The sequence below is a fragment of the Paenibacillus sp. J31R98 genome (assembly GCF_056269245.1).
Window position 1 is genome coordinate 1 of the sequence record NZ_JBWDNO010000011.1, and the last position, 19,435, is coordinate 19,435.

The 19,435-nt window shown below is 51.2% G+C and carries 17 protein-coding genes and 1 riboswitch; of the genes, 10 read left to right on the top strand and 7 right to left on the bottom strand.

The window, feature by feature from the left end; all coding sequences use genetic code 11:
* Positions 1–401: 401 nt before the first annotated feature.
* Positions 402–710, bottom strand: a complete 309-nt coding sequence (locus AC0YNX_RS28065) for a winged helix-turn-helix transcriptional regulator (protein ID WP_090578477.1) — start codon at positions 708–710, stop codon at positions 402–404.
* 280 nt (positions 711–990) lie between these two features.
* On the opposite strand from AC0YNX_RS28065, the gene AC0YNX_RS28070 reads away from it, so the two are divergent.
* Positions 991–1,830, top strand: a complete 840-nt coding sequence (locus AC0YNX_RS28070) for a DUF695 domain-containing protein (RefSeq protein WP_475819017.1) — start codon at positions 991–993, stop codon at positions 1,828–1,830.
* A 10-nt stretch (positions 1,831–1,840) separates the two neighbouring features.
* Here the strand turns inward: AC0YNX_RS28070 and AC0YNX_RS28075 are convergent, their stop codons facing one another.
* The 3 genes from AC0YNX_RS28075 to AC0YNX_RS28085 form a co-directional block, all read right to left on the bottom strand.
* Positions 1,841–2,752: an EamA family transporter gene (locus AC0YNX_RS28075; protein WP_475819018.1), complete on the bottom strand. Its 912-nt coding sequence runs from the start codon at positions 2,750–2,752 to the stop codon at positions 1,841–1,843.
* A gap of 151 nt (positions 2,753–2,903) precedes the next feature.
* Positions 2,904–3,713, bottom strand: a complete 810-nt coding sequence (locus AC0YNX_RS28080; RefSeq protein WP_475819019.1) for a histidinol-phosphatase — start codon at positions 3,711–3,713, stop codon at positions 2,904–2,906.
* A 24-nt stretch (positions 3,714–3,737) separates the two neighbouring features.
* On the bottom strand, positions 3,738–4,640 hold the full coding sequence (locus AC0YNX_RS28085; RefSeq protein ID WP_475819020.1) for a LysR family transcriptional regulator: 903 nt from the start codon (positions 4,638–4,640) through the stop codon (positions 3,738–3,740).
* A gap of 208 nt (positions 4,641–4,848) precedes the next feature.
* On the opposite strand from AC0YNX_RS28085, the gene AC0YNX_RS28090 reads away from it, so the two are divergent.
* Positions 4,849–6,123 carry an MFS transporter gene (locus AC0YNX_RS28090; RefSeq protein WP_475819021.1) on the top strand — a complete coding sequence of 425 codons (1,275 nt, stop codon included), beginning with the start codon at positions 4,849–4,851 and terminating at the stop codon, positions 6,121–6,123.
* Between the two features lie 39 nt (positions 6,124–6,162).
* Positions 6,163–6,810 carry a metal-dependent hydrolase gene (locus tag AC0YNX_RS28095; protein ID WP_475819022.1) on the top strand — a complete coding sequence of 216 codons (648 nt, stop codon included), beginning with the start codon at positions 6,163–6,165 and terminating at the stop codon, positions 6,808–6,810.
* A 31-nt stretch (positions 6,811–6,841) separates the two neighbouring features.
* Here AC0YNX_RS28095 and AC0YNX_RS28100 read toward each other — a convergent pair whose 3' ends face one another.
* Both AC0YNX_RS28100 and corA read right to left on the bottom strand, forming a co-directional pair.
* Entirely contained in the window at positions 6,842–7,483 is a 642-nt protein-coding gene (locus tag AC0YNX_RS28100) for a LysE family translocator (RefSeq protein ID WP_475819023.1), read from the bottom strand.
* Positions 7,484–7,575: 92 nt separating this feature from the next.
* Positions 7,576–8,517, bottom strand: coding sequence for a magnesium/cobalt transporter CorA (corA, locus tag AC0YNX_RS28105; RefSeq protein WP_475819024.1), 942 nt, complete (start codon positions 8,515–8,517; stop codon positions 7,576–7,578).
* A gap of 516 nt (positions 8,518–9,033) precedes the next feature.
* Positions 9,034–9,141: riboswitch (SAM riboswitch) on the top strand.
* A 101-nt stretch (positions 9,142–9,242) separates the two neighbouring features.
* Between corA and metA the strand changes: the two genes are divergently transcribed.
* The 4 genes from metA to mqnC all read left to right on the top strand — a co-directional run bounded on the left by metA (position 9,243) and on the right by mqnC (position 13,835).
* Positions 9,243–10,160: a homoserine O-acetyltransferase MetA gene (metA, locus tag AC0YNX_RS28110; protein WP_475819025.1), complete on the top strand. Its 918-nt coding sequence runs from the start codon at positions 9,243–9,245 to the stop codon at positions 10,158–10,160.
* Positions 10,161–10,194: 34 nt separating this feature from the next.
* Positions 10,195–11,355 (top strand): PLP-dependent transferase, encoded by a 1,161-nt coding sequence (locus AC0YNX_RS28115; protein WP_475819026.1) that lies wholly within the window; start codon positions 10,195–10,197, stop codon positions 11,353–11,355.
* Positions 11,356–11,362: 7 nt separating this feature from the next.
* Positions 11,363–12,526: an aminotransferase class V-fold PLP-dependent enzyme gene (locus AC0YNX_RS28120; RefSeq protein ID WP_475819027.1), complete on the top strand. Its 1,164-nt coding sequence runs from the start codon at positions 11,363–11,365 to the stop codon at positions 12,524–12,526.
* A 172-nt stretch (positions 12,527–12,698) separates the two neighbouring features.
* Positions 12,699–13,835 (top strand): cyclic dehypoxanthinyl futalosine synthase, encoded by a 1,137-nt coding sequence (gene mqnC, locus AC0YNX_RS28125; protein ID WP_475819028.1) that lies wholly within the window; start codon positions 12,699–12,701, stop codon positions 13,833–13,835.
* A 72-nt stretch (positions 13,836–13,907) separates the two neighbouring features.
* Here the strand turns inward: mqnC and AC0YNX_RS28130 are convergent, their stop codons facing one another.
* Complete coding sequence (locus AC0YNX_RS28130) at positions 13,908–15,029, bottom strand: GGDEF domain-containing protein (RefSeq protein ID WP_475819029.1); 1,122 nt, start codon at positions 15,027–15,029, stop codon at positions 13,908–13,910.
* A gap of 287 nt (positions 15,030–15,316) precedes the next feature.
* On the opposite strand from AC0YNX_RS28130, the gene AC0YNX_RS28135 reads away from it, so the two are divergent.
* From AC0YNX_RS28135 to AC0YNX_RS28145, 3 genes are all read left to right on the top strand, one after another.
* Positions 15,317–16,309, top strand: a complete 993-nt coding sequence (locus AC0YNX_RS28135; RefSeq protein WP_475819030.1) for a putative sporulation protein YtxC — start codon at positions 15,317–15,319, stop codon at positions 16,307–16,309.
* A 462-nt stretch (positions 16,310–16,771) separates the two neighbouring features.
* Entirely contained in the window at positions 16,772–18,709 is a 1,938-nt protein-coding gene (thrS, locus tag AC0YNX_RS28140) for a threonine--tRNA ligase (RefSeq protein ID WP_475819031.1), read from the top strand.
* Positions 18,710–18,815: 106 nt separating this feature from the next.
* Complete coding sequence (locus tag AC0YNX_RS28145; RefSeq protein WP_475819203.1) at positions 18,816–19,370, top strand: 3D domain-containing protein; 555 nt, start codon at positions 18,816–18,818, stop codon at positions 19,368–19,370.
* The last annotated feature ends 65 nt before the right edge of the window (positions 19,371–19,435 follow it).

Sequence of the window (19,435 nt, forward strand, 5' to 3'; positions counted from 1 at the left end):
TGTGAGTTCCGTTAGAGCAGCTCGACCGAACTCCAGCCAATAGCGCATGTGAGTTCCGTTAGAGCAGATCGACCGAACTCCGGCGAATAGCGCATGTGAGTTCCGTTAGAGAAGCTCGACCGAACTCCAGCCAATAGTGCATGTGAGTTCCGTTAGAGCAGCTCGACCGAACTCCAGCCAATAGCGCATGTGAGTTCCGTTAGAGCTACTCGACCGAACTCCGACCAATAGCACTTGTGAGTTCCTTTAGAACAGCTCGACCGAACTCCGACGAATAGCGTTTGTGAGTTCCGTTAGAGCAGCTCGGAACGATATCCACCTAATGGGCTCCGATTCCTCTCGGGCGCAGACGCCACAAACCCCCGCAAGCAGCAAAAAAGCTGCCGTCACAACGGCAGCTTCTAACACCAAGTTTCGCCCCAATCCTGAATCGACTGGATAACGGGTTCTAGTCCCCGCCCTTTCTCGGTTAACTCATATTCAATCCGAACTGGCATCTCCGGATAGACATTTCGTTTAATAATATCGCAGTGCTCAAGCTCTTTCATCCGGTCGGTCAGCATTTTATCGCTCATCTCCGGGATTTGCTCTTTCATCTCTTTGAAACGCTTCGGCCCACCGAGCAGAACTCGTACAATCATGCCGGTCCATTTCTTGCCTAGTAACTCAGTTGCACATTCGTACTTTGGGCACATTTTGGAATAATCCACGTTATCACCCCTCTTTCCCTTACATTCATTGTAACACATGCCCTTTTAAAAGGGCAGTGGTTATTCGACATGGCACAAAATACTTGTTATTAAATATTTACTATACTTTAGTTAGTTGTTATTCGCAAGTTAGTATTTCGCCATAGTAAAATTTTGTAATATTTCTCACAATTAAGTCGTATGAAGCCGAAATATAGCCTAGAATGTTACGGCGTTACCCGTTATAATACAGGATGGACTAGCTGCTCGTATCCTTTTACGAACCTATCTGAGGTGCAAGATGACAGACAATTGGGGTTTCTATGAACGCCGATCGGCATCGGAGCATATGCGTGTATTGGTCAATATTGGCTACAAAGACGCGCATCCGCTTGCGGAGTATGGCGAATTATTATCCATCACTATAAATTTATACCCTGTTCGTGCTAATAACCGCACGAATCGGGATTTTGTTAAGCAATTGGAGCAGCTGGAATCGAAGCTGGAGCATTGGCTTAAGCTTGCTTCCGATGCGATTTACATTGGGCGTATTAATGCTGCCAGACGGCTTGAGTTCTACTACTATGTGGACAGCAGCCGCTTGAACGTGCAGGATCTGAACGTGTGGCTGGAACGGAATTGGAGCTACCGCGCGCAAGTGTACCGTAAGCCGGATCCCGAATGGACCTTCTATACATTTATGTTGCCTGATACGCTTGAGGAACTATTCATTCATAATGCTCAAATGATCTATGCTCTTATTCATAAAGGCGACGATATCGGGCAGCCGCGCAATGTGTATCACTGGCTGTTGTTTCGGGAGGATGTCGACAGGCGGGAAATTACGCTGATGCTGGAGAAGAGGGGCTATGTGATTGAGAAGGAGAGGGAGGGGAAACCTGATCAAGGCTATCCCTATCCGCTCGTCATCAGCCGCTTCGAGGATGTGCGCTTGGATACGGTCAATGAGCGGGTGCGCGAGCTGCACGGTTTGATTGAAGGGAGCGGAGGCCGGTACGATGGCTGGGGCTCTGTCATGAAGCTGTCGGCGATTAACCGGCTGCGCCGTTCCATGAAGCGTTATCTGGAATTAGCAGAAGCGGTTGTACGGAGGCTGTTCCCAAGGCGCGATGCCAAGTAGCATAGCGCGCTTAGAGACGAATGAGTACAAGCCCGGCAATCGTCATGACAAAAGCAATCCATTGGTTCGTGCTAAGCCGCTCGCGATAGAGCACAATTGCACCAGCGGCGACAACGAGGCTGTTCGCGGAGAAGATCGGTCCGGCAATGCTAGCCTGTCCCGTCTCAAGCGAGATCGCGTACAGCTGCAGACCGCCATAGGAGAAGAGGCCGGCAAGGATGCCCCAGCGCATGCCGATTGCAGCAGCGGAAGCTGCCATTGCGTTAGCGTCTGCAGAGCGAAGCCCTTCTCGTAGCTCTTCACGCGGAACAGCAGGCAGCCGCTCTTTCCATGCTGCCCAAGCGAACCAGACAATCGACAAGCTGTATGCGACGAACAGAATCGGCGCACTCTCTAGCCCAAGCTCATCCGTTACTTTAAGCCCGCCGTTACGAATGGCGAATAAAATAATGCTAATACCGACATAGAGATACCACCGTGATTGAATCGCGGACTGCTGCTGTCTGCCCCTGATCGAGACGAGCACAACTGAGACTAGCAACAGCAGAACGCCGCTTAACTCAGTGTTGCTAAGCGGTTCATTGTAGACGAGCAAGCCCATTCCGATGACGAGAATGATGTTCATATTCGTCAGAGGAGAGGTGAGGCTGGCTGGTCCGTTTTCCAATGCTTTCATGAATAAGGCATTGCCAAGCGCTGACCCTGCGCCAATGAGCAATCCACTGAGCCAGACGCGCGGATCGCTGAGCGACGGCAGCAAAGTATGCTCCAAGGCGGCGTGGACGCCAAACCCGCAAGTGCCTGAAATATATAGCCCCAGCAGCAGATAAGCGGATGAACCGCTCTGCATTTGGGACACTTTCATCCACCAGCCCGCCAGTCCGAACAGGACGGCGCTGCCAATGGCTGCTGCAAACCACATCGCCTGCCACCATCTTTACGTTTAATTCATATTTGTTACACAATTGAAATGTTCCTGTTACGCGCCCATTACAATTAGGGGGTACTATAATAAACAAGACCCCCTATTTAAACATATAAATTCGGACCTGCGCTAGCAGGTCCACTTTTTTTTATAAGGGCACGATGACAGGTTGTTTCTCCTTGTAGTACACCCACTGTTTAAAGCCGATTTCCTTAAGCCGCTTCGCAACAAGCTCCCATTCATCGCCGACCCGGCTAGGGCGGTGCGCATCAGAACCAAACGTCACGGACACGCCGTAATGAAGTGCTCGCTCCAATATTGCGTCAGACGGGTACCAGCCTCCGACATCTTTCGTCGAGCCAGAGGTATTAATCTCGATGGATACGTTGCTCTCGGCAATAGCTTGCAACGTTTCGTCAATCGCATCATCCGTGCGAATATCCGAGAAAGCGGGATAATAGCCTTTCATCGCATCAATATGGCCGAGAATTTGGAACATGCCGCTGCGAGCGGATTGGGCGATGAGATTGTAGTACTCATGCTTCTGCTGGACTTGCTGGGCACCTGATTGTCCCTTCCAACGGTTGCGGTTAAAAATGCTCACTCCGCCTGAACGATGAACCGACCCGATAATATAATCGAATGGATAGCCAGCGTAGATATCGCCATACAGCTTCGCATGCTCGGGGAAGAAGTCCGACTCGACGCCAAGCAGCACGTCAATTTTCCCTTCGTACTTGGCTTTGAGCCGAAGCACCTCATCTACATAATTGGCGAAGTCGCTCTTCGCCATGGCAATGCCAGGGTTCTCTTGATCTTGCTTGCTGCCGAAGTAAGGGGAATGATCGGATATCCCAATAACGCCGAGGCCTTTGCTAATGCCGGCCAGAATGTAATCCTCAATATTGCCGTCCGCATGACCGCATCTGAAATGATGCGTATGTAGATCGAATTTCAAACGAAATCCCTCCTTGGATAACAATCATTCGCTGCTAATGAACTGATCCTCTGGCATTCCTTTTAGATCGCTAAGAAATTGCTGCATGGCTGAGTTGATGTATCTCCCCGACTTGTAAACAAGGCCGACCGGATGACTCATATCGAACTCATTCACTTTAATCCGGTTCAGTGTGCCTAGCCTCACTTCGTTGTCAATCGACAGCTTGGATACAACGGCTGCGCCGAGATTGATCTCTACCATCCGTTTCACTTCCTCGCTGCTCGAGAGCTCCATCACGATGTTTGGCTGCACGCCAAATTTGCGGAAGATTTGATCCAGAAATCTTCGTCCTAATGTATCCGGCGACAGCATAATCATGGGAATGTCCTTCAATGATTCTACTGTAGTATGCTTCAAATGGGCCATCGGATGCTCAGGAGCAACGACAAGCTCGTACGTGTCATAATACAGAATCGCGGACTCGAGATTCGGATTGCGCTCCGACAGATAAGTGATGCCGATGTCTACGGAGCCGTTCTCAACGCTTGTCATAACGCCGGAAGAAGGCATCGAGTGAATCGTCGTCTTGATCAGCGGGAACTGATTCTGGAAATACGACAGCACGCGCGGCAAAATCTGAATGGCGATGGAAGAGGTTGTTCCGAGCACGATATGGCCTTGCGGCGTTTGGCTCAGATCGGACAGCTTCTGCTTCAGGTCCTCGACGATGGCTAATATTTTTTCAGCGTGTTCGAGAAATACTTGTCCACGATCGGTTAAGGTAACAGGCTGATTCCGATCGATTAGCACCGTTTTAAACTCATCCTCGAGGCTTTTGACCTGTGCAGATACAGCCGGCTGCGTTAAGTTAAGCAGTTCGCCCGCCTTACGAAAGCTCATCGTTCGCGAGATCGTTAACAATGTTTCGAGCTGATTAATGTTCACGGAATCAATCCCTCCTTTAGCGATTAAAGATTTTTATCACGGTGATATAAGTATATAGGAAAAACAGGCAGACGGCAAAAAAGAGCTGTAATATTGATGCGATTTGCAGCTTTAAAGGAATAAAGCAGGATTTGTTCTTCTCCTTGTCGAATGGTGTTGTTGCTCGGAAAAAGCCCCATAAGGTGCCCTATAAAGGAGCGAATTGACGATGAATACGAAGGCCGTTCGCAGTTGGATTATGTACGATTGGGCCAATTCGGCTTTTGCCACGACCGTAATGGCTGCGGTAATGCCCGTCTTCTACAAAACTGTGGCTGGCGCAAATTTGGAAGGCAATACGGCTGAGATCTACTGGGGTTATACGCAGACAATCGCCATGATCTTCGTAGCGCTGCTATGTCCGGTCCTTGGTGCAATTGCTGATTTCTCAGGCTCCAAAGTGAAGTTTCTGTCGACCTTCATGTTCATCGGTGCGATTGCAACGCTTGGAATGGGGCTGGTCGGCGAGGATGACTGGCTGTTCGCTTCGATTCTCGTTGTCATTGGGACAATCGGGTTCGCAGCATCCAACACGTTCTATGATGGTCTTATTACCGAGGTGTCTACGCCGGACACGCTTAACTCGGTCAGCAATAAAGGGTATGCGATGGGATACTTGGGCGGAGGACTGCTGCTGCTCGTTAATCTCGTGATGATAGAAGGATGGGAGAAGCTTGGTTTTCCGAACAAAACAATAGCCACGCAAATTGTGTTCGTCACCGTCGGCATCTGGTGGATCGTGTTCTCGTTTCCGATTATGAGGAATGTCAAAGAAACGGCGCAAGGCACAGCTGCCGGGTTCGGCGATGCGATTAATAAAGGGATGCAGCGCATTAGCGCGACGATGCGCACGCTGAAATCCTATCCGGAGCTGCTCAAGTATATGGCATCGTTCTGGTTCTTCAACGACGGAATCAGTACAGTTATCGTCATGGCAACGATTTATGGAGCTGGTATCGGCATTGAGACAAGCGATCTCATTGCAGCGCTGCTCATAACACAGTTTGTCGGCTATCCATGCACGCTTCTATTCATTAAGATAGCGGCTCGAATAGGCATGAAGAATTCGCTCTATAGCTCCTTGTTTGTTTATGTGTTAATCGTTATACTTGGATTTTTCATGGAAAGCGCGCTTCACTTCTACTTGCTCGCGGTAATGGTCGGCGTCGTGCAGGGCGGCAGCCAGGCAACGGCCAGATCACTCTATGCGACGCTTGTGCCTCCATCGAAGACAGCGGAGTTCTTCGGCTTCCTAAGCTTGTCGAGCAAATTCGCAGCAGTGGCAGGACCATTCGTCTTCTCCGTGGTCGGAACGATTACCGGATCAAGCAGGTTCGGCATTCTCGCACTATTGGCATTCTTCATCATCGGCATCGTACTGCTCGCCTATGTGAATATCGAGAAGGGGCGCAAAGAAGCTGTCGCGTTGGAGCCTATCAAGTAAGAAGCGCCTTATGTCAGTCATAAGTCTCAGGAGGCAAGCATGAAAGGAACAACACATCTGGCGATTGGAATCGCCATTGGCGTAGTAGGTGCGGCGACACATCCGATAACACCGAAGAATGTAGCCGTATTTCTGGTCGTCGCGGCATTCTCCGCGCTCGCCGCGGATCTCGACGGCACGAGCTTGCTGAGCGGGAAGCTGAGCAAAGCGGCGAAGCTGATTCGGGAGCTGCTGTTATGGGGCGGCTTGATTCTCGCCGGAAGCACGGCGTATATGTACGCGGTGAAGGGGATCTTCTACCCGCTTTACACGGCGGGTGCAGCTGCAGTCCTGCTGCTGGGTTTATTGTCACGTAATGGAGCAATCCGCAATGCGCTCGTCAGTGCGATTGGCGCGATCCTGCTGTACACGGGCTTTAAAGTCGAGATGAACTGGCTGATGGGACTTGGTTTATACATAGCTTGGGTGCCATGGCTGAATCATCGCGGACTTACGCATACGGTGTGGGCGGTTATTGCTTGGGGAGCGATCGGCTGGAGCTTGGAGCAGCAGCTTGGCATTCAAGGGGTTGCATACACGGCAGTATGCGGCTATGTCTCGCATCTTGTCGCGGATACATTAACGCCAAGCGGCGTCAAATGGCTGTATCCGCTAACTAAGAAAACGTTCAAGCTGCCTTTCAGGTAAGAGGAAAGCTATTGAAGGCGAGGGACGGCTATCAGAGCAAGGAGTGATAGCCGTCAATGAATACTTTGACCGCAAGAATCAAGAAGATCAGCGCGGAGAGCAGCGATACGGCACGAACGAAGCCTGTTCCCGCACGCTTGTGCGATATTCCGGATACGATGGCGATGAAGGTCGACCAGGCTAGTCCGGCTGAGAAGAAGCCGATGATGAAGGCAGCCATTGGTCCTGCAGAGTGAACATTCAGGCTTGCAAGAATCGGACCTGCTGCAACGGCGAACCAAATGATGACGGTAGGGGAAGAGAGCGCAAGTCCAAGCCCCCAGGCGAATTCCTTCTTGCCCGCGCGGCTGCTGTCTTCCTCGCTGCTGATCTGAATCGGATCGGGCTTGATCGTTTTGCGAATCATCTGGAACGTGAGGTAGCTGAGCACGATGGTGCCGCCAATCCATAGCACCCATTTGACGAGCGGAATTTGAAAAATAATCGTCACGCCAAGCAGCGCCAGCAGCAGATACGTCAAGTCCCCGAAGCAGGAGCCAAAGCCGAGCATGAAGGAGCGCTTGAATCCTTTCTCAAGGCCGGTCTTAATCATGGCGACATTGACGATGCCAAGGTCGAAGCAGAGCGATAGCGAGAATAGAAATCCTTTGATAAAAGCAAGTGCAAAAACCATGTTACAATAACAACCCCAATCTCGTGTATATAAGCGAAGAGGCTCCCCAGGCGGCAATTGCGACCCGGAGAGCCTCTTTGTTGCAATAGGCGTTATAGCCAATCCTTCTTGCGGAAAATATAGAACATCCCGAACCCCAGCAATAACATGAACGAGAGCAGCAAATAGGAGCCGCCGTGCAAATGGAGGCCGGGGATGTAGTCGAAGTTCATCCCGTAGATGCCTGTAATGAAGGTCAGAGGCATGAATATCGTCGTCAGCGCCGTAAACACGCGCATGATTTCGTTCGCGCGGTTCGCAACGGAGGACTGATAAGCCTCTCGTAAGTTGCCCATCAGATCGCGGTACGTATCGAAGGTCTCGGCGATCTTCACGGCGTTCTCGTAGATGTCGCTGAAGTACTTCTGCAGCTCGTCATCGATGAGTTTGAGATCCTTCTTATTCAGCTTCGCGATCAGTTCCTTCTGCGGCCCAAGCACTTTCTTCAGCCACAGAATTTCGCTTCGGAGACCGATGATTTCATTCAGATGCGACTTCTTCGTGTGCACCAGAATGTCTTCCTCCAAGCTTTCAATTCGCGCTTCAATTCGGTCGCCTACGAGGAAATAGTTGTCGACGACAAGGTCGACGAGGTGATACAGGAACCGGTCAGGACGGCTGACTCGCTCCTCAAGCAGAATCGGCTTCAGAGCACGCAGCTCGTTAATCTTCTGCTTCGTAACGGTAATGATATAATGACGCCCCAAGAAAATATTCAAGGCGCGCAAGAAGATTTCCTCATCATCAAAACGGATACTATTAATAACGATAAAATAATGGCCTTCATTCTCATGAAGTTCAATCTTCGGACGCTGCTCTTCCTCGCTCAAACAGTCCTCTACGGCTAGTTCGTGCAGGGCAAAGAGCGGCTGAAGCACAGCAAGATCGTCCACATCCGCGTCAATCCAGTAAAACCCTTCGATCGGCGGGTAGACAGCCTCCTCAATGTCGTCAATTGGTGTAAACACACCTTGGTTTACGAGACGAATTTTCATCCGCGTTCCTCCTCTCATCACGATGTTACACATTCCCGGATACCGGCAAGAGGAAATAGAACGGGCGCGAGCGTCAAGCAAACCAAGTTCGCCAATAACCTGCTACGAATAATATATCGTGAATAACGGCAGGGGTGCAGGTGCGAATATGGTCGGCTTCATGTTCGGTCCGATGCGCTTATGTCCTCTATGCTGGTTATCAATGCGGTTGTCCGCAGGCCACGGGTCGCCTTCCATATTCGTAAACACCCCTTTAAACACGTTTCGTTGGTAAGTGATTCCAAGCGCTCCAAGCTTGCAAAACATTGAAAATGAGCGCAATTCTTGTCTAGTATACTCCGACAATGTCTTTCCATACAAGCAGAAAGTAGCGGAGGGTTCCACGTTATACAATATGCCGGGAAAAGCCTGTGGTTACGCGGGTTTAGCCCATGATTTCAGGGGTGCTTCTTGACGCGGAAACGCGAATCATTTAAAGTATGAGTTAAAGAATGACCATAACCGAATAAGCAAGCTTTCTTATCAAGAGCAGGCGGAGGGACTAGCCCGATGAAGCCCGGCAACCGGCGTGAAGACGCACGGTGCTAATTCTTGCGGAAACGATCAGTTTCTGAGAGATGAGAGGCGCATGAACGATATGAATTTATGCCCCTCTCTGCCAGAGAGGGGCTTTTTCAATTTGCGCTCCTTCTTCAGGGATCCGACAATAGACAGGAGAGAGTAATATGCCAATTAAAGTGCCAGACCAGCTGCCGGCGAAAGATATTTTGACGAACGAGAACATCTTTCTTATGGATGAATCAGTCGCATATCATCAAGATATTCGCCCGCTGCGCATTGCGATTCTAAACCTGATGCCGACGAAGGAAACGACAGAGACGCAATTGCTTCGCCTCATCGGGAACACGCCGCTCCAGGTGGAGGTTGTCCTGCTGCATCCGAAGACGCATACATCGAAGAACACATCTTCCGAGCATCTGGAGTCGTTCTATAAGACATTCGAAGATATCAAGCATGATTATTACGATGGCATGATTATTACGGGTGCACCTGTCGAGACGCTTGCTTTTGAAGAAGTGAACTATTGGGAAGAGCTGAAGGATATTATGGACTGGTCCGCACGCCGCGTGACATCGACATTCCATATCTGTTGGGGCGCTCAAGCAGGCCTGTACCACCACTACGGCATTCCGAAACATGATCTCGATGAGAAAATGTTCGGCGTCTTCCCGCATACGGTCGAGAAACGGAACGTGCCGCTTGTTCGCGGGTTTGATGAGATGTTCCTCGTTCCGCAATCCCGTCATACTGGGATTCGCTATGAGGATGTCGCTGCAGTGAACGATCTGGATATTCTCTCTGTATCCGAAGAGGCTGGCATCTATCTCGCAGCTTCGAAGAACGGAAGACAAGTGTTCGTCACCGGTCATTCGGAATATGATCCCGCTTCGCTGAAGTACGAATATGATCGGGATGTTTCCAGAGGCATGGATATCGCCCTGCCGAAAAACTATTATCCTAATAATGATCCTTCGCGCCAGCCGTTGTCCACATGGAGAGCGCATGCGAACCTGTTGTTCTCGAATTGGCTGAATTATTATGTATACCAGCAAACTCCGTTTGATCTTGGAGCAGGCATTTAACCTACAATATTCGGTGAGAGGAAGTCACGATCAGATGAAAATTGAAAGCCGTTTAGCGCAAATTGGATCCATTAAAGAACCTGTTACCGGAGCAGTCAGCTTCCCGGTCTATCAATCAACGGCCTTCCGTCACCCGCGGCTTGGCGAAAGCACGGGTTTTGACTATGCACGTACGAAGAGTCCGACACGGACCGTGCTTGAAGAAGCGGCAGCTGAGCTCGAATCCGGCGATACGGGCTTTGCCTGCAGCAGCGGCATGGCAGCGCTGACTACTGTTTTCTCATTATTTAGCCAAGGTGACCATCTGCTGGTTTCCCTTGACCTCTATGGCGGTACATACCGTCTGCTTGAGAAAATCATGACTCGGTTCGGAATAACGGCTTCTTATGTGGACACGAACGACATTGACGGTCTGAGCGAGCTCTGTACGCCTGCGACGAAAGCTATTCTGATCGAGACGCCGACGAATCCGCTTATGATGATTACAGATATTGAGCGCGTATGCGCTTGGGCGAAGTCCAAAGGCTTGCTCACGATCGTTGACAACACGCTCCTCACTCCGTTCTTCCAACGGCCAATCGAGCTTGGAGCAGACGTAATCGTGCACAGCGCGACCAAATACCTTGGCGGCCATAATGACGTGCTGGCTGGCCTGATCGTGACCAAAGGCAAGGAGCTGTCCGCGCAGATGGGCTTCTTGCACAACTCGCTGGGCGCGGTTCTTGGCCCGCAGGATTCCTGGCTCTTGATGCGCGGCATGAAGACGCTCGCGCTGCGGATGGAGCGCCATCAAGCGAATGCAACAGCAATTGCCAACTGGCTGCTGACGCATGAAGCGATTGAGGATGTTTATTATCCGGCGCTGCCGCATCACCCAGGTCATGACGTGCAGAACCGCCAATCCTCCGGCAATACGGGTATCTTCTCGTTCCGCTTGAAGAATGCAGCTTACGTGGAGCCGATTCTGCGCCACATTAAGCTGATCGCCTTCGCAGAGAGCCTAGGCGGCGTGGAGTCGCTCATGACTTATCCGGCAGTTCAGACGCACGCGGATATTCCGCTTGAAATTCGCCAGAAGATCGGCGTAGACGACCGCCTGCTTCGCTTCTCTGTCGGTATCGAGCATGCCGATGACCTCATTGCGGACTTGGCGCAAGCATTCGACGCGGCTCGTCGCGAGATTGGGGAGGCATAAGAAGACGATGGCAGACAACAAAAACAACCAAGAGAAACAATTTGCAACGAAGCTGATTCATTTTGGCTCCGAAATTGACGAGACGACGGGTGCGTCGAGCGTGCCGATCTATCAGGCATCGACGTTCCATCATCATGATATCTTTAACCCGCCGACGCATGATTACAGCCGTTCCGGCAATCCGACCCGCCAAGCGCTTGAGGATTATATTGCGCTGCTTGAGGGCGGCGTGCGCGGCTTTGCGTTCGCATCCGGCATGGCGGCGATTTCAACATCGTTCTTGCTCTTCTCCACTGGCGATCACGTCATCGTAACAGAAGACGTATACGGCGGGACGTACCGCTTGCTGACGACGGTGCTGAACCGTCTCGGAATCGAGTCGACATTCGTGGACATGACGAATGTGGAAGCGGTGAAGGCGGCGCTTCAGCCGAATACGAAGGCGGTCTTCATGGAGACGCCGTCGAACCCGACGCTTAAGATTACCGATATCGCTACGATTACAGCATGGGCGAAAGAGAATGAACTCATCACGCTGCTTGATAATACGTTCATGACACCGTACCACCAGCGTCCGATCGAGCTTGGCGTGGACATCGTGCTGCACAGCGCGACGAAATTCCTCGGCGGCCACAGCGACGTGCTTGCAGGGCTTGCCGTTGCCGCGACGGAAAGCCTCGGCAAGCGGCTGAAGCAGCTGCAGAATGGGCTGGGCACCGTCCTCGGCGCGCAAGAGTCTTGGCTCCTGATGCGCGGCATGAAGACGCTGCAAGCGCGGATGGAGCATAGCGAGAAGAGTGCACGGAAGCTGGCGGAGTGGCTTGACGGCCGCTCGGATATCACCCGCGTGTACTATCCGGGGCTCAAGGATCATCCAGGACGCGAAATTCATGAGAAGCAGTCCAAAGGCTATGGCGCTGTCGTTTCCTTCGACGTAGGTGACGGAGACCGTGCGAAAGCGGTATTAAACCGTGTGACGCTGCCGCTTGTCGCGGTAAGTCTTGGCGCTGTTGAAAGTATTTTGTCCTACCCGACCATGATGTCGCATGCGGCAATGCCTCGTGAAGTGCGCCATGAACGCGGAATCTCTGATGGTTTGCTGCGTTATTCGGTCGGTCTCGAGGATATCGACGATCTCATTGCGGATCTCGATCAAGCGCTGAAAGGCTAATTAGGCGCAAATAAAGCAATACGCGGCAGTCCTAGCGGACTAGCCGCGTTTTTCTCCGTTTAGGCTTGGCTTTACGCTGTCAGTCGCGAAATGACGCTGCTAATCGTTTGTGGTAGTATAAGTTGAAACCTTACTGGGTACGGAAAAGTGGATAGAGAAGGAGGTCTCCCTCGTGCAACAAGTAGATCGTATTTTGGACAAAGCACTGCAAGGAGAACGACTCGGGCTCGAAGACGTAGTAACCTTATTTGAATCCGAGGAAATTGAGAAAATGGGCCATGTGGCCAATCAGCTGATGCTAAGACATCATCCTGATCCGATTACGACATTCGTAGTAGGACGGAACATTAACTATACCAACGTCTGTGACGTGTATTGCCGTTTCTGCGCATTCTACCGTGCTCCGGGCTCGGCGGAAGGCTATGTACTGTCCGATGAAGTGATCCTGCAGAAGATTAAAGAAACGATGGATGTTGGCGGTACAGAGATTCTGATGCAAGGCGGCGTGAACCCGAACCTGCCGTTCACGTACTATACGGATCTGCTTCGCAAGATTAAACAGCACTATCCGGGCATTACCATGCATTCCTTCTCCCCAGCGGAGATTCATAAGATGGTTGCGGTATCTGACGGCCTGACGCTTGAAGATGTCATGCGCGAGCTAAACCGCGCTGGTCTGGACTCGCTGCCTGGCGGCGGCGGTGAAATTCTCGATGACCGGACAAGACGGAAGATCAGCCGCTTGAAGGGCTCTTGGACCGATTGGATGGACGTCATGAAGACGGCTCACCGCGTAGGCATGAACACAACGGCAACGATGGTTATCGGCTTCGGCGAAGAGATGGAGGAGCGCGCGCTTCACTTGCTCCGCGTGCGTGACGCACAGGATGAGTGCATTGCGAACGGCTATGACTCCAAGGGCTTCCTCGCGTTCATTCCGTGGACGTTCCAGCCGGAGAATACGAACATGAAGCGGGAGAAAGCGACGCCTGAGGAGTATCTGAAGACGCTCGCGATCAGCCGCATTACGCTTGATAATATTGAGAACTTCCAATCCTCGTGGGTAACGATGGGACCAGAGGTCGGCAAGCTGTCTCTGTCCTACGGCTGCAATGACTTTGGCAGCACGATGATTGAAGAGAACGTCGTTTCGGCGGCGGGTACAACGCATAAAGTAAACATCGAATCCATCCTTCGCCTTATTCGCGAGACAGGCAAGATTCCTGCTCAGCGTAATACGAAGTATGACATTCTTAAAGTGTACAGCGAGTCCGAGCATGCAGCGAACGACTTCGTGATGCAGAATTAATGAATGGAACATAAGTAAAGAAGCTTCCCCGGCCGGTCCTGGCTGGGGAAGCTTCTTTGCGTTTGCTTGCGATTATGCAAGCTGGCTCTCTTCGGTTTCATGCGGCTGGTCTGGCGATACGACAGTACGATTCTTGCCGTTTTTCTTGGCTTTATAGAGGGCGGTATCGACTCGGTTGAAGAATTGTTCTTTGCCTTCACCGGTCCTATACTCCCCGAAACCGATACTGACGGTAATCGGCCCACCGCCTAGCGATTGCTGCGGCAGCATGGAGAGGGCTTCACGGATGAGCTCGGAGACAGTGAGCGATTCTTTGCTCGATTGATCCGTATACAAGACGGCAAACTCCTCGCCACCGTAACGGGCAATGAAGTCATTCACGCGCGACTTGCTGCGAAGCAGCTCCGAGACGGATTTTAGAATGGCATCGCCGGCGCGATGGCCGTAGGTGTCATTCACGTGCTTGAAGTTGTCGATGTCGATAATGGCTAGCTGCAATGCAAGGCCATAGCGCTCATGCTGATCAATCAGCTTCTCGAAATACTCATGGAAGGTCATATGGTTATATAGTCCGGTCAACGCGTCGGTCTTGGCAAGCTTGTCCATCCAGACTGTCTTGACGAGCAGCTCTTGATTACGTTCGAAGTTCGATTTCAGATTGCTGAGCAGCTCCATACCGCGGCTTAGAATCCCCCATGCGATGAGGGTAAAGGCGCAGAACATGACCGTAATCGTAATGAGGCCGACAATGGAGATGTCATTATTAGAGAAGTAGTTCGTGCCGTACATGACGTATAGCGACACTAATGTATTGCCAAAGGCGAAGAGCAGTTTCTTGGTTTGAAAGTAGAAGATCGACACCATAATGGGCAAGAATAACGCCAGTATCAAGTAATTGATGGTGTTGTGGATATAGACAATCGTGAAAGCGATCAGCGTTGATGTCAGGATGAGGATGTAATCCTGGTATCGTCCGTTATATAAACGAAGACCGAGCTCAGCCATGAGCAGAAACCCAAGCAGCAGCGCGGATGGTCTGATCATATATTCGATGATGAATTGCGTTCGAGGTAGTTCTGAGACGGTGGAGTACAAACTTTCAAGGATGATCGTAATGACGAGAATGGACCAGAAGCCATTCAGCAGCTTACGATTCCAACGGTACCTGTTGTAATTGATTGATTCGTATTCCATAGGTTTCACTCCGGCTTTTGCAGCTTCATTTGGAACTAAATATACCACGATTCCCCTTTCATTCCAATCCCTATCCAGTGCAGGGAGAGCCTACATCGTATATATGCTTTTGCTGAGCCATATACTGTTAAGGAAGCTCGCAAAAGCTTACTCGCAGCCCTTCTTGGCTCCAATATTGCCGCCAGCATGAGCGGCTCAATAGATGCTGCTTCTCCCCTTGACCAGGCTGCTACGGCCGATAGTTATGTGCTTCTGATGTCACCGCTAAAAAAGTTAGGAGTGAGCCTATGGAACTCTTTACTGTATCTTTGCTTTCGGCTTCACAAGAAGCGATCGATCTGCTGCATCAAAGTATGACTGAACAATTCGCTGGTTTACATAGCAATAGCAAGTTAGATACTGTACGCCTCACAAGGCCGGATTATGAATCCATGGAGATCGAATGTCATGCGCAGCTGCCTATGTTTAATTTGGCTGATGACGGTCCGATCGTATATCGCGAAGCCGCTGTGGCCATCGCGCATTTCATTATGCGTGAGTTGGAGCCGATGCTGCTGAAGGCTATTATTCGCAAGCAGTTCCATTACGAGGAGAGCAAGGAAATTGAACTGCTCGAGCGATATTGCCAGAATATCCTTTACGGCGCTCAAGTCCCTGCCGTTCAAGCCGATGATACCGATACGGCGATGCTGCGGACGGACCGGGAGCGGCGGTTGAACAAGGTTTCCGAAGAGGTGGAGGAGTTCCTCGTAAGCAATAGTCGGATTCATCTCGATGGGTTCGTGACCTTCCGCTTGGCTCCATATTGGCAGGAGCTGAAGGAAGTCGTCGCTTATGCCGTCGATGAATATGTGATGGATAAGCAATATCAGGAGTTTATATCGCTGCTGAAGTATTTTGTCCGTATGCAGGAAGTGAAGTTGCCGATCGTCCATGTGCTGCACAAGGGCGGCAGTGACTTTGTACTCTATGACCATGAATTCCAACTCCTCGATACAGTTCCGGCCGACCGGATCGTGGCGGAGATGCTGGAGTCCGAGATGAACATGGAAGATATGATCGTGAGCACGCTGATTACAGTGTCGCCGCAACAGATCGTGATCCACACTCGCCAACCAGAGCTCCCGGTCATGCGCACGCTGGAGACGATATTCGAACAACGGGTGAGACTGTGCTGCACATGCGGACACTGCAACCTTTACTTTGACGAGCAAGGTCAGCCAATTGCAGGCAAGACAGAGACGGCCAAGGAGAAACGTGTTCGCAATGTCATTCCATGAGTCCAGGACATGGATACGCAGTCTCACGGGCTGGGCTTGACGAAGGCAGAAGCGGCGCATTATAATAATTGACATGTAAAAGCATTGACAAAGACATGTACCGCTAGCTTTGCGCGTCCCAGAGAGAGGAAACATTGGCTGAAATTTCCTTATGCTGCAGTAGCGATATACCCCTTTGTAGCTGTGCTGTTGAACCCGGTCCTTCATTCGTAAGGTTGATCGGTAGTAAGCTGCGCCGGGCTGTTCCCGTTACAGAACATCTACAAGGATTGGCGGCTTAAGCAATAACCTAAGCGCTGATTGAACTAGGGTGGAACCACGGGTCTATAACAAGCACTCGTCCCTTCGCGGGATGCGTGCTTTTTTTATTGGGCTGCAACCGCATTGATTGGTTTAGATGTTAACCACAACAACCATGCGGTTCATATGCATGCCGCGCAAAACAAGGAGGACATGAGTAAGATGGCCATTCAAGTAAAACTGCCGGACGGCGCAATTCGCGAATACGAGCAAGGCACTACAATTGAAGATGTAGCAGGCTCCATCAGCACTGGACTTAGAAAGAATGCTATCGCAGGCAAAGTGGACGGTAAAGTTGTCGATATCTACTCGCCGCTTGAGAGCGACGTTGCCCTCGAAATCGTTACGCTTGATTCCGCAGACGGACTTGAGGTATACCGTCATAGTACAGCGCATTTGATGGCGCAAGCGATCAAACGCCTGTTTGGCGGAAACGACGTGAAGCTTGGAATCGGTCCTGTGATCGAAGACGGCTTCTACTACGATATCGATATGGAGCAATCGCTGACGCCTGAGGATCTGGTGAAGATTGAGAAGGAAATGGAGCGTATCATCCAACAGGACTTGCCGATTCGCCGCCGTGTTGTTAGCCGCGATGAAGCGATCGCAACTTTCACAGAGATCAATGATCCGCTCAAGCTGGAGCTGATCCGCGACCTGCCTGCAGAGGCTCAAATTACAATGTACGACCAAGGCGAATTCTTTGACCTTTGCCGTGGACCGCATTTGCCGTCGACTGGCCGCATCAAAGCGTTTAAGCTGCTGAGCGTAGCCGGCGCTTACTGGAGAGGCGATTCCAAGAACAAAATGCTGCAGCGCATCTACGGAACAGCGTTCCCTAAGAAAGCGCAGCTTGACGAGCACCTGCACTTCCTTGAGGAAGCGAAGAAGCGCGATCATCGTAAACTCGGCCGCGAGCTGAAGATGTTTACATTCTCCCGCGAAGTCGGCCAAGGCTTGCCGCTCTGGCTGCCGAACGGCGCGCGTCTGCGCAGAACAATGGAGCGTTACATCGTGGATCTCGAGGAGCGTCTGGGCTACCAGCACGTATACACGCCGGTTCTGGCGAACGTTGAACTGTACAAAACTTCCGGTCACTGGGAGCACTACAGCGAGGACATGTTCCCTAAGATGGCGCTCGACAACGAGGAGCTTGTTCTTCGTCCGATGAACTGCCCGCACCATATGATGGTGTTCAAGAGCGATATGCGTTCGTACCGCGACCTGCCGGTTCGTGTAGCGGAGCTTGGCACAATGCACCGTTATGAAATGTCCGGCGCGCTCACAGGTCTTCACCGTGTACGTGCGATGACACTGAATGACGCGCATATCTTCTGCCGTCCGGATCAAATCAAGGATGAGTTCGCGCGCGTTGTGAACTTGATCCGCCAAGTGTACGAGGATTTCGGCATCAAGGAATACCGTTTCCGCCTGTCATACCGCGATCCGCAAGATACAGAGAAATACTTCCAGAACGACGAGATGTGGGAAATGTCCCAGCGCATGCTGCGTGAAGTTGTTGAAGAGCTCGGCTTGCCATTCTTCGAAGCAGAAGGCGAAGCAGCGTTCTACGGACCGAAGCTTGACGTGCAAATCAAGACAGCGCTTGGCAAAGAAGAGACGCTATCGACTGCGCAGCTCGACTTCCTGCTCCCAGAGCGCTTCGAGCTTGAATATATCGGTGACGACGGCAAGAAGCACCGTCCTGTCGTTATCCACCGCGGCATTATCTCCACAATGGAGCGCATGACTGCGTTCTTGCTGGAGAACTTCGCTGGCGCATTCCCGCTCTGGCTGTCGCCGATTCAAGCGAAGATCATTCCAGTATCGACTGCGTACGAAGCGTATGCGCGTGAGCTGGAAGAGAAGCTGCAGCTAGCAGGCATTCGCGTAGAGACTGACCTTCGCAACGAGAAGCTCGGCTACAAGATCCGTGAGGCACAGCTTGAGAAAGCGCCTTACATGCTTGTTGTCGGCGAGAACGAGATGCAATCCGAATCTGTATCGGTTCGTAAGCGCGGCGAAGGCGACCTTGGCTCCAAGCCGGTTGCTGAGCTGATTGCTCTTCTGCAAGCTGAGATTGCGAATAAAACAATCTAATTCCATATTCTGATGGCTAAGCTGCCGCCAAATAGCAGCTGCCTCACGCATAAAGCTTGTCTCATCGGGGGAACCTTCGTAAATAAGGAGGATAACAAACCAGATGATGACAAGCTTTTTGTCGTTTCAGCGCATCGTTACAGCAGTGACAGCCATGATTCTGATCATGACGCTGCTAATTGCAGAATGCACTGCAGCAGGCAGCCGCGGGGAAGTCCCCCGGCATAAGCTGAAGCACAGTAAACAAGTTAATGAGCTTTCCGTGCAAGTGGTTGCAACTGGCTATACAGCAGGTGTGGAATCTACAGGCAAGAAACCGGGACATCCGCAATATGGGATAACGTATTCAGGCGTGCGGGTGCGGCGGGCTTTTGTCTCCACGATTGCAGCAGATCCGAAGGTGTTCCCGATTGGATCCGTGCTGTATATCCCTGGTTACGGATATGGAGTCGTAGCAGACACCGGTTCAGCGATTAAAGGGAAGAAAATCGATTTATATTTTGAAACGAGGAAGCAAGTATTCAAGCAATGGGGCAAAAGAAAGGTGACGGTACGCATCCTGAAGCGGGGCAACGGCAAGCTGACGACAGCGCGGCTGAACGCACTCAACCAGGCGGTTACGGTCGACAAAACGATCCCGAGAGAGCTGCTTGAATCGTAAAGATTATTCGTAAACGGCTAGCATAAACTAATCCCTGCACTGCCATAATAATGGATGGACGGGGA

What these genes read in the sequence shown, in the direction of transcription:
- AC0YNX_RS28115 (WP_475819026.1), top strand. Translation starts at nt 10,195, where the DNA reads ATGAAAATTGAAAGCCGTTTAGCGCAAATTGGATCCATTAAAGAACCT.
- AC0YNX_RS28095 (WP_475819022.1), top strand. Translation starts at nt 6,163, where the DNA reads ATGAAAGGAACAACACATCTGGCGATTGGAATCGCCATTGGCGTAGTA.
- AC0YNX_RS28075 (WP_475819018.1), bottom strand. Translation starts at nt 2,752, where the DNA reads ATGTGGTTTGCAGCAGCCATTGGCAGCGCCGTCCTGTTCGGACTGGCG.
- AC0YNX_RS28100 (WP_475819023.1), bottom strand. Translation starts at nt 7,483, where the DNA reads ATGGTTTTTGCACTTGCTTTTATCAAAGGATTTCTATTCTCGCTATCG.
- metA (WP_475819025.1), top strand. Translation starts at nt 9,243, where the DNA reads ATGCCAATTAAAGTGCCAGACCAGCTGCCGGCGAAAGATATTTTGACG.
- AC0YNX_RS28070 (WP_475819017.1), top strand. Translation starts at nt 991, where the DNA reads ATGACAGACAATTGGGGTTTCTATGAACGCCGATCGGCATCGGAGCAT.
- thrS (WP_475819031.1), top strand. Translation starts at nt 16,772, where the DNA reads ATGGCCATTCAAGTAAAACTGCCGGACGGCGCAATTCGCGAATACGAG.
- AC0YNX_RS28145 (WP_475819203.1), top strand. Translation starts at nt 18,816, where the DNA reads ATGACAAGCTTTTTGTCGTTTCAGCGCATCGTTACAGCAGTGACAGCC.
- corA (WP_475819024.1), bottom strand. Translation starts at nt 8,517, where the DNA reads ATGAAAATTCGTCTCGTAAACCAAGGTGTGTTTACACCAATTGACGAC.
- AC0YNX_RS28135 (WP_475819030.1), top strand. Translation starts at nt 15,317, where the DNA reads ATGGAACTCTTTACTGTATCTTTGCTTTCGGCTTCACAAGAAGCGATC.
- AC0YNX_RS28090 (WP_475819021.1), top strand. Translation starts at nt 4,849, where the DNA reads ATGAATACGAAGGCCGTTCGCAGTTGGATTATGTACGATTGGGCCAAT.
- AC0YNX_RS28120 (WP_475819027.1), top strand. Translation starts at nt 11,363, where the DNA reads ATGGCAGACAACAAAAACAACCAAGAGAAACAATTTGCAACGAAGCTG.
- AC0YNX_RS28130 (WP_475819029.1), bottom strand. Translation starts at nt 15,029, where the DNA reads ATGGAATACGAATCAATCAATTACAACAGGTACCGTTGGAATCGTAAG.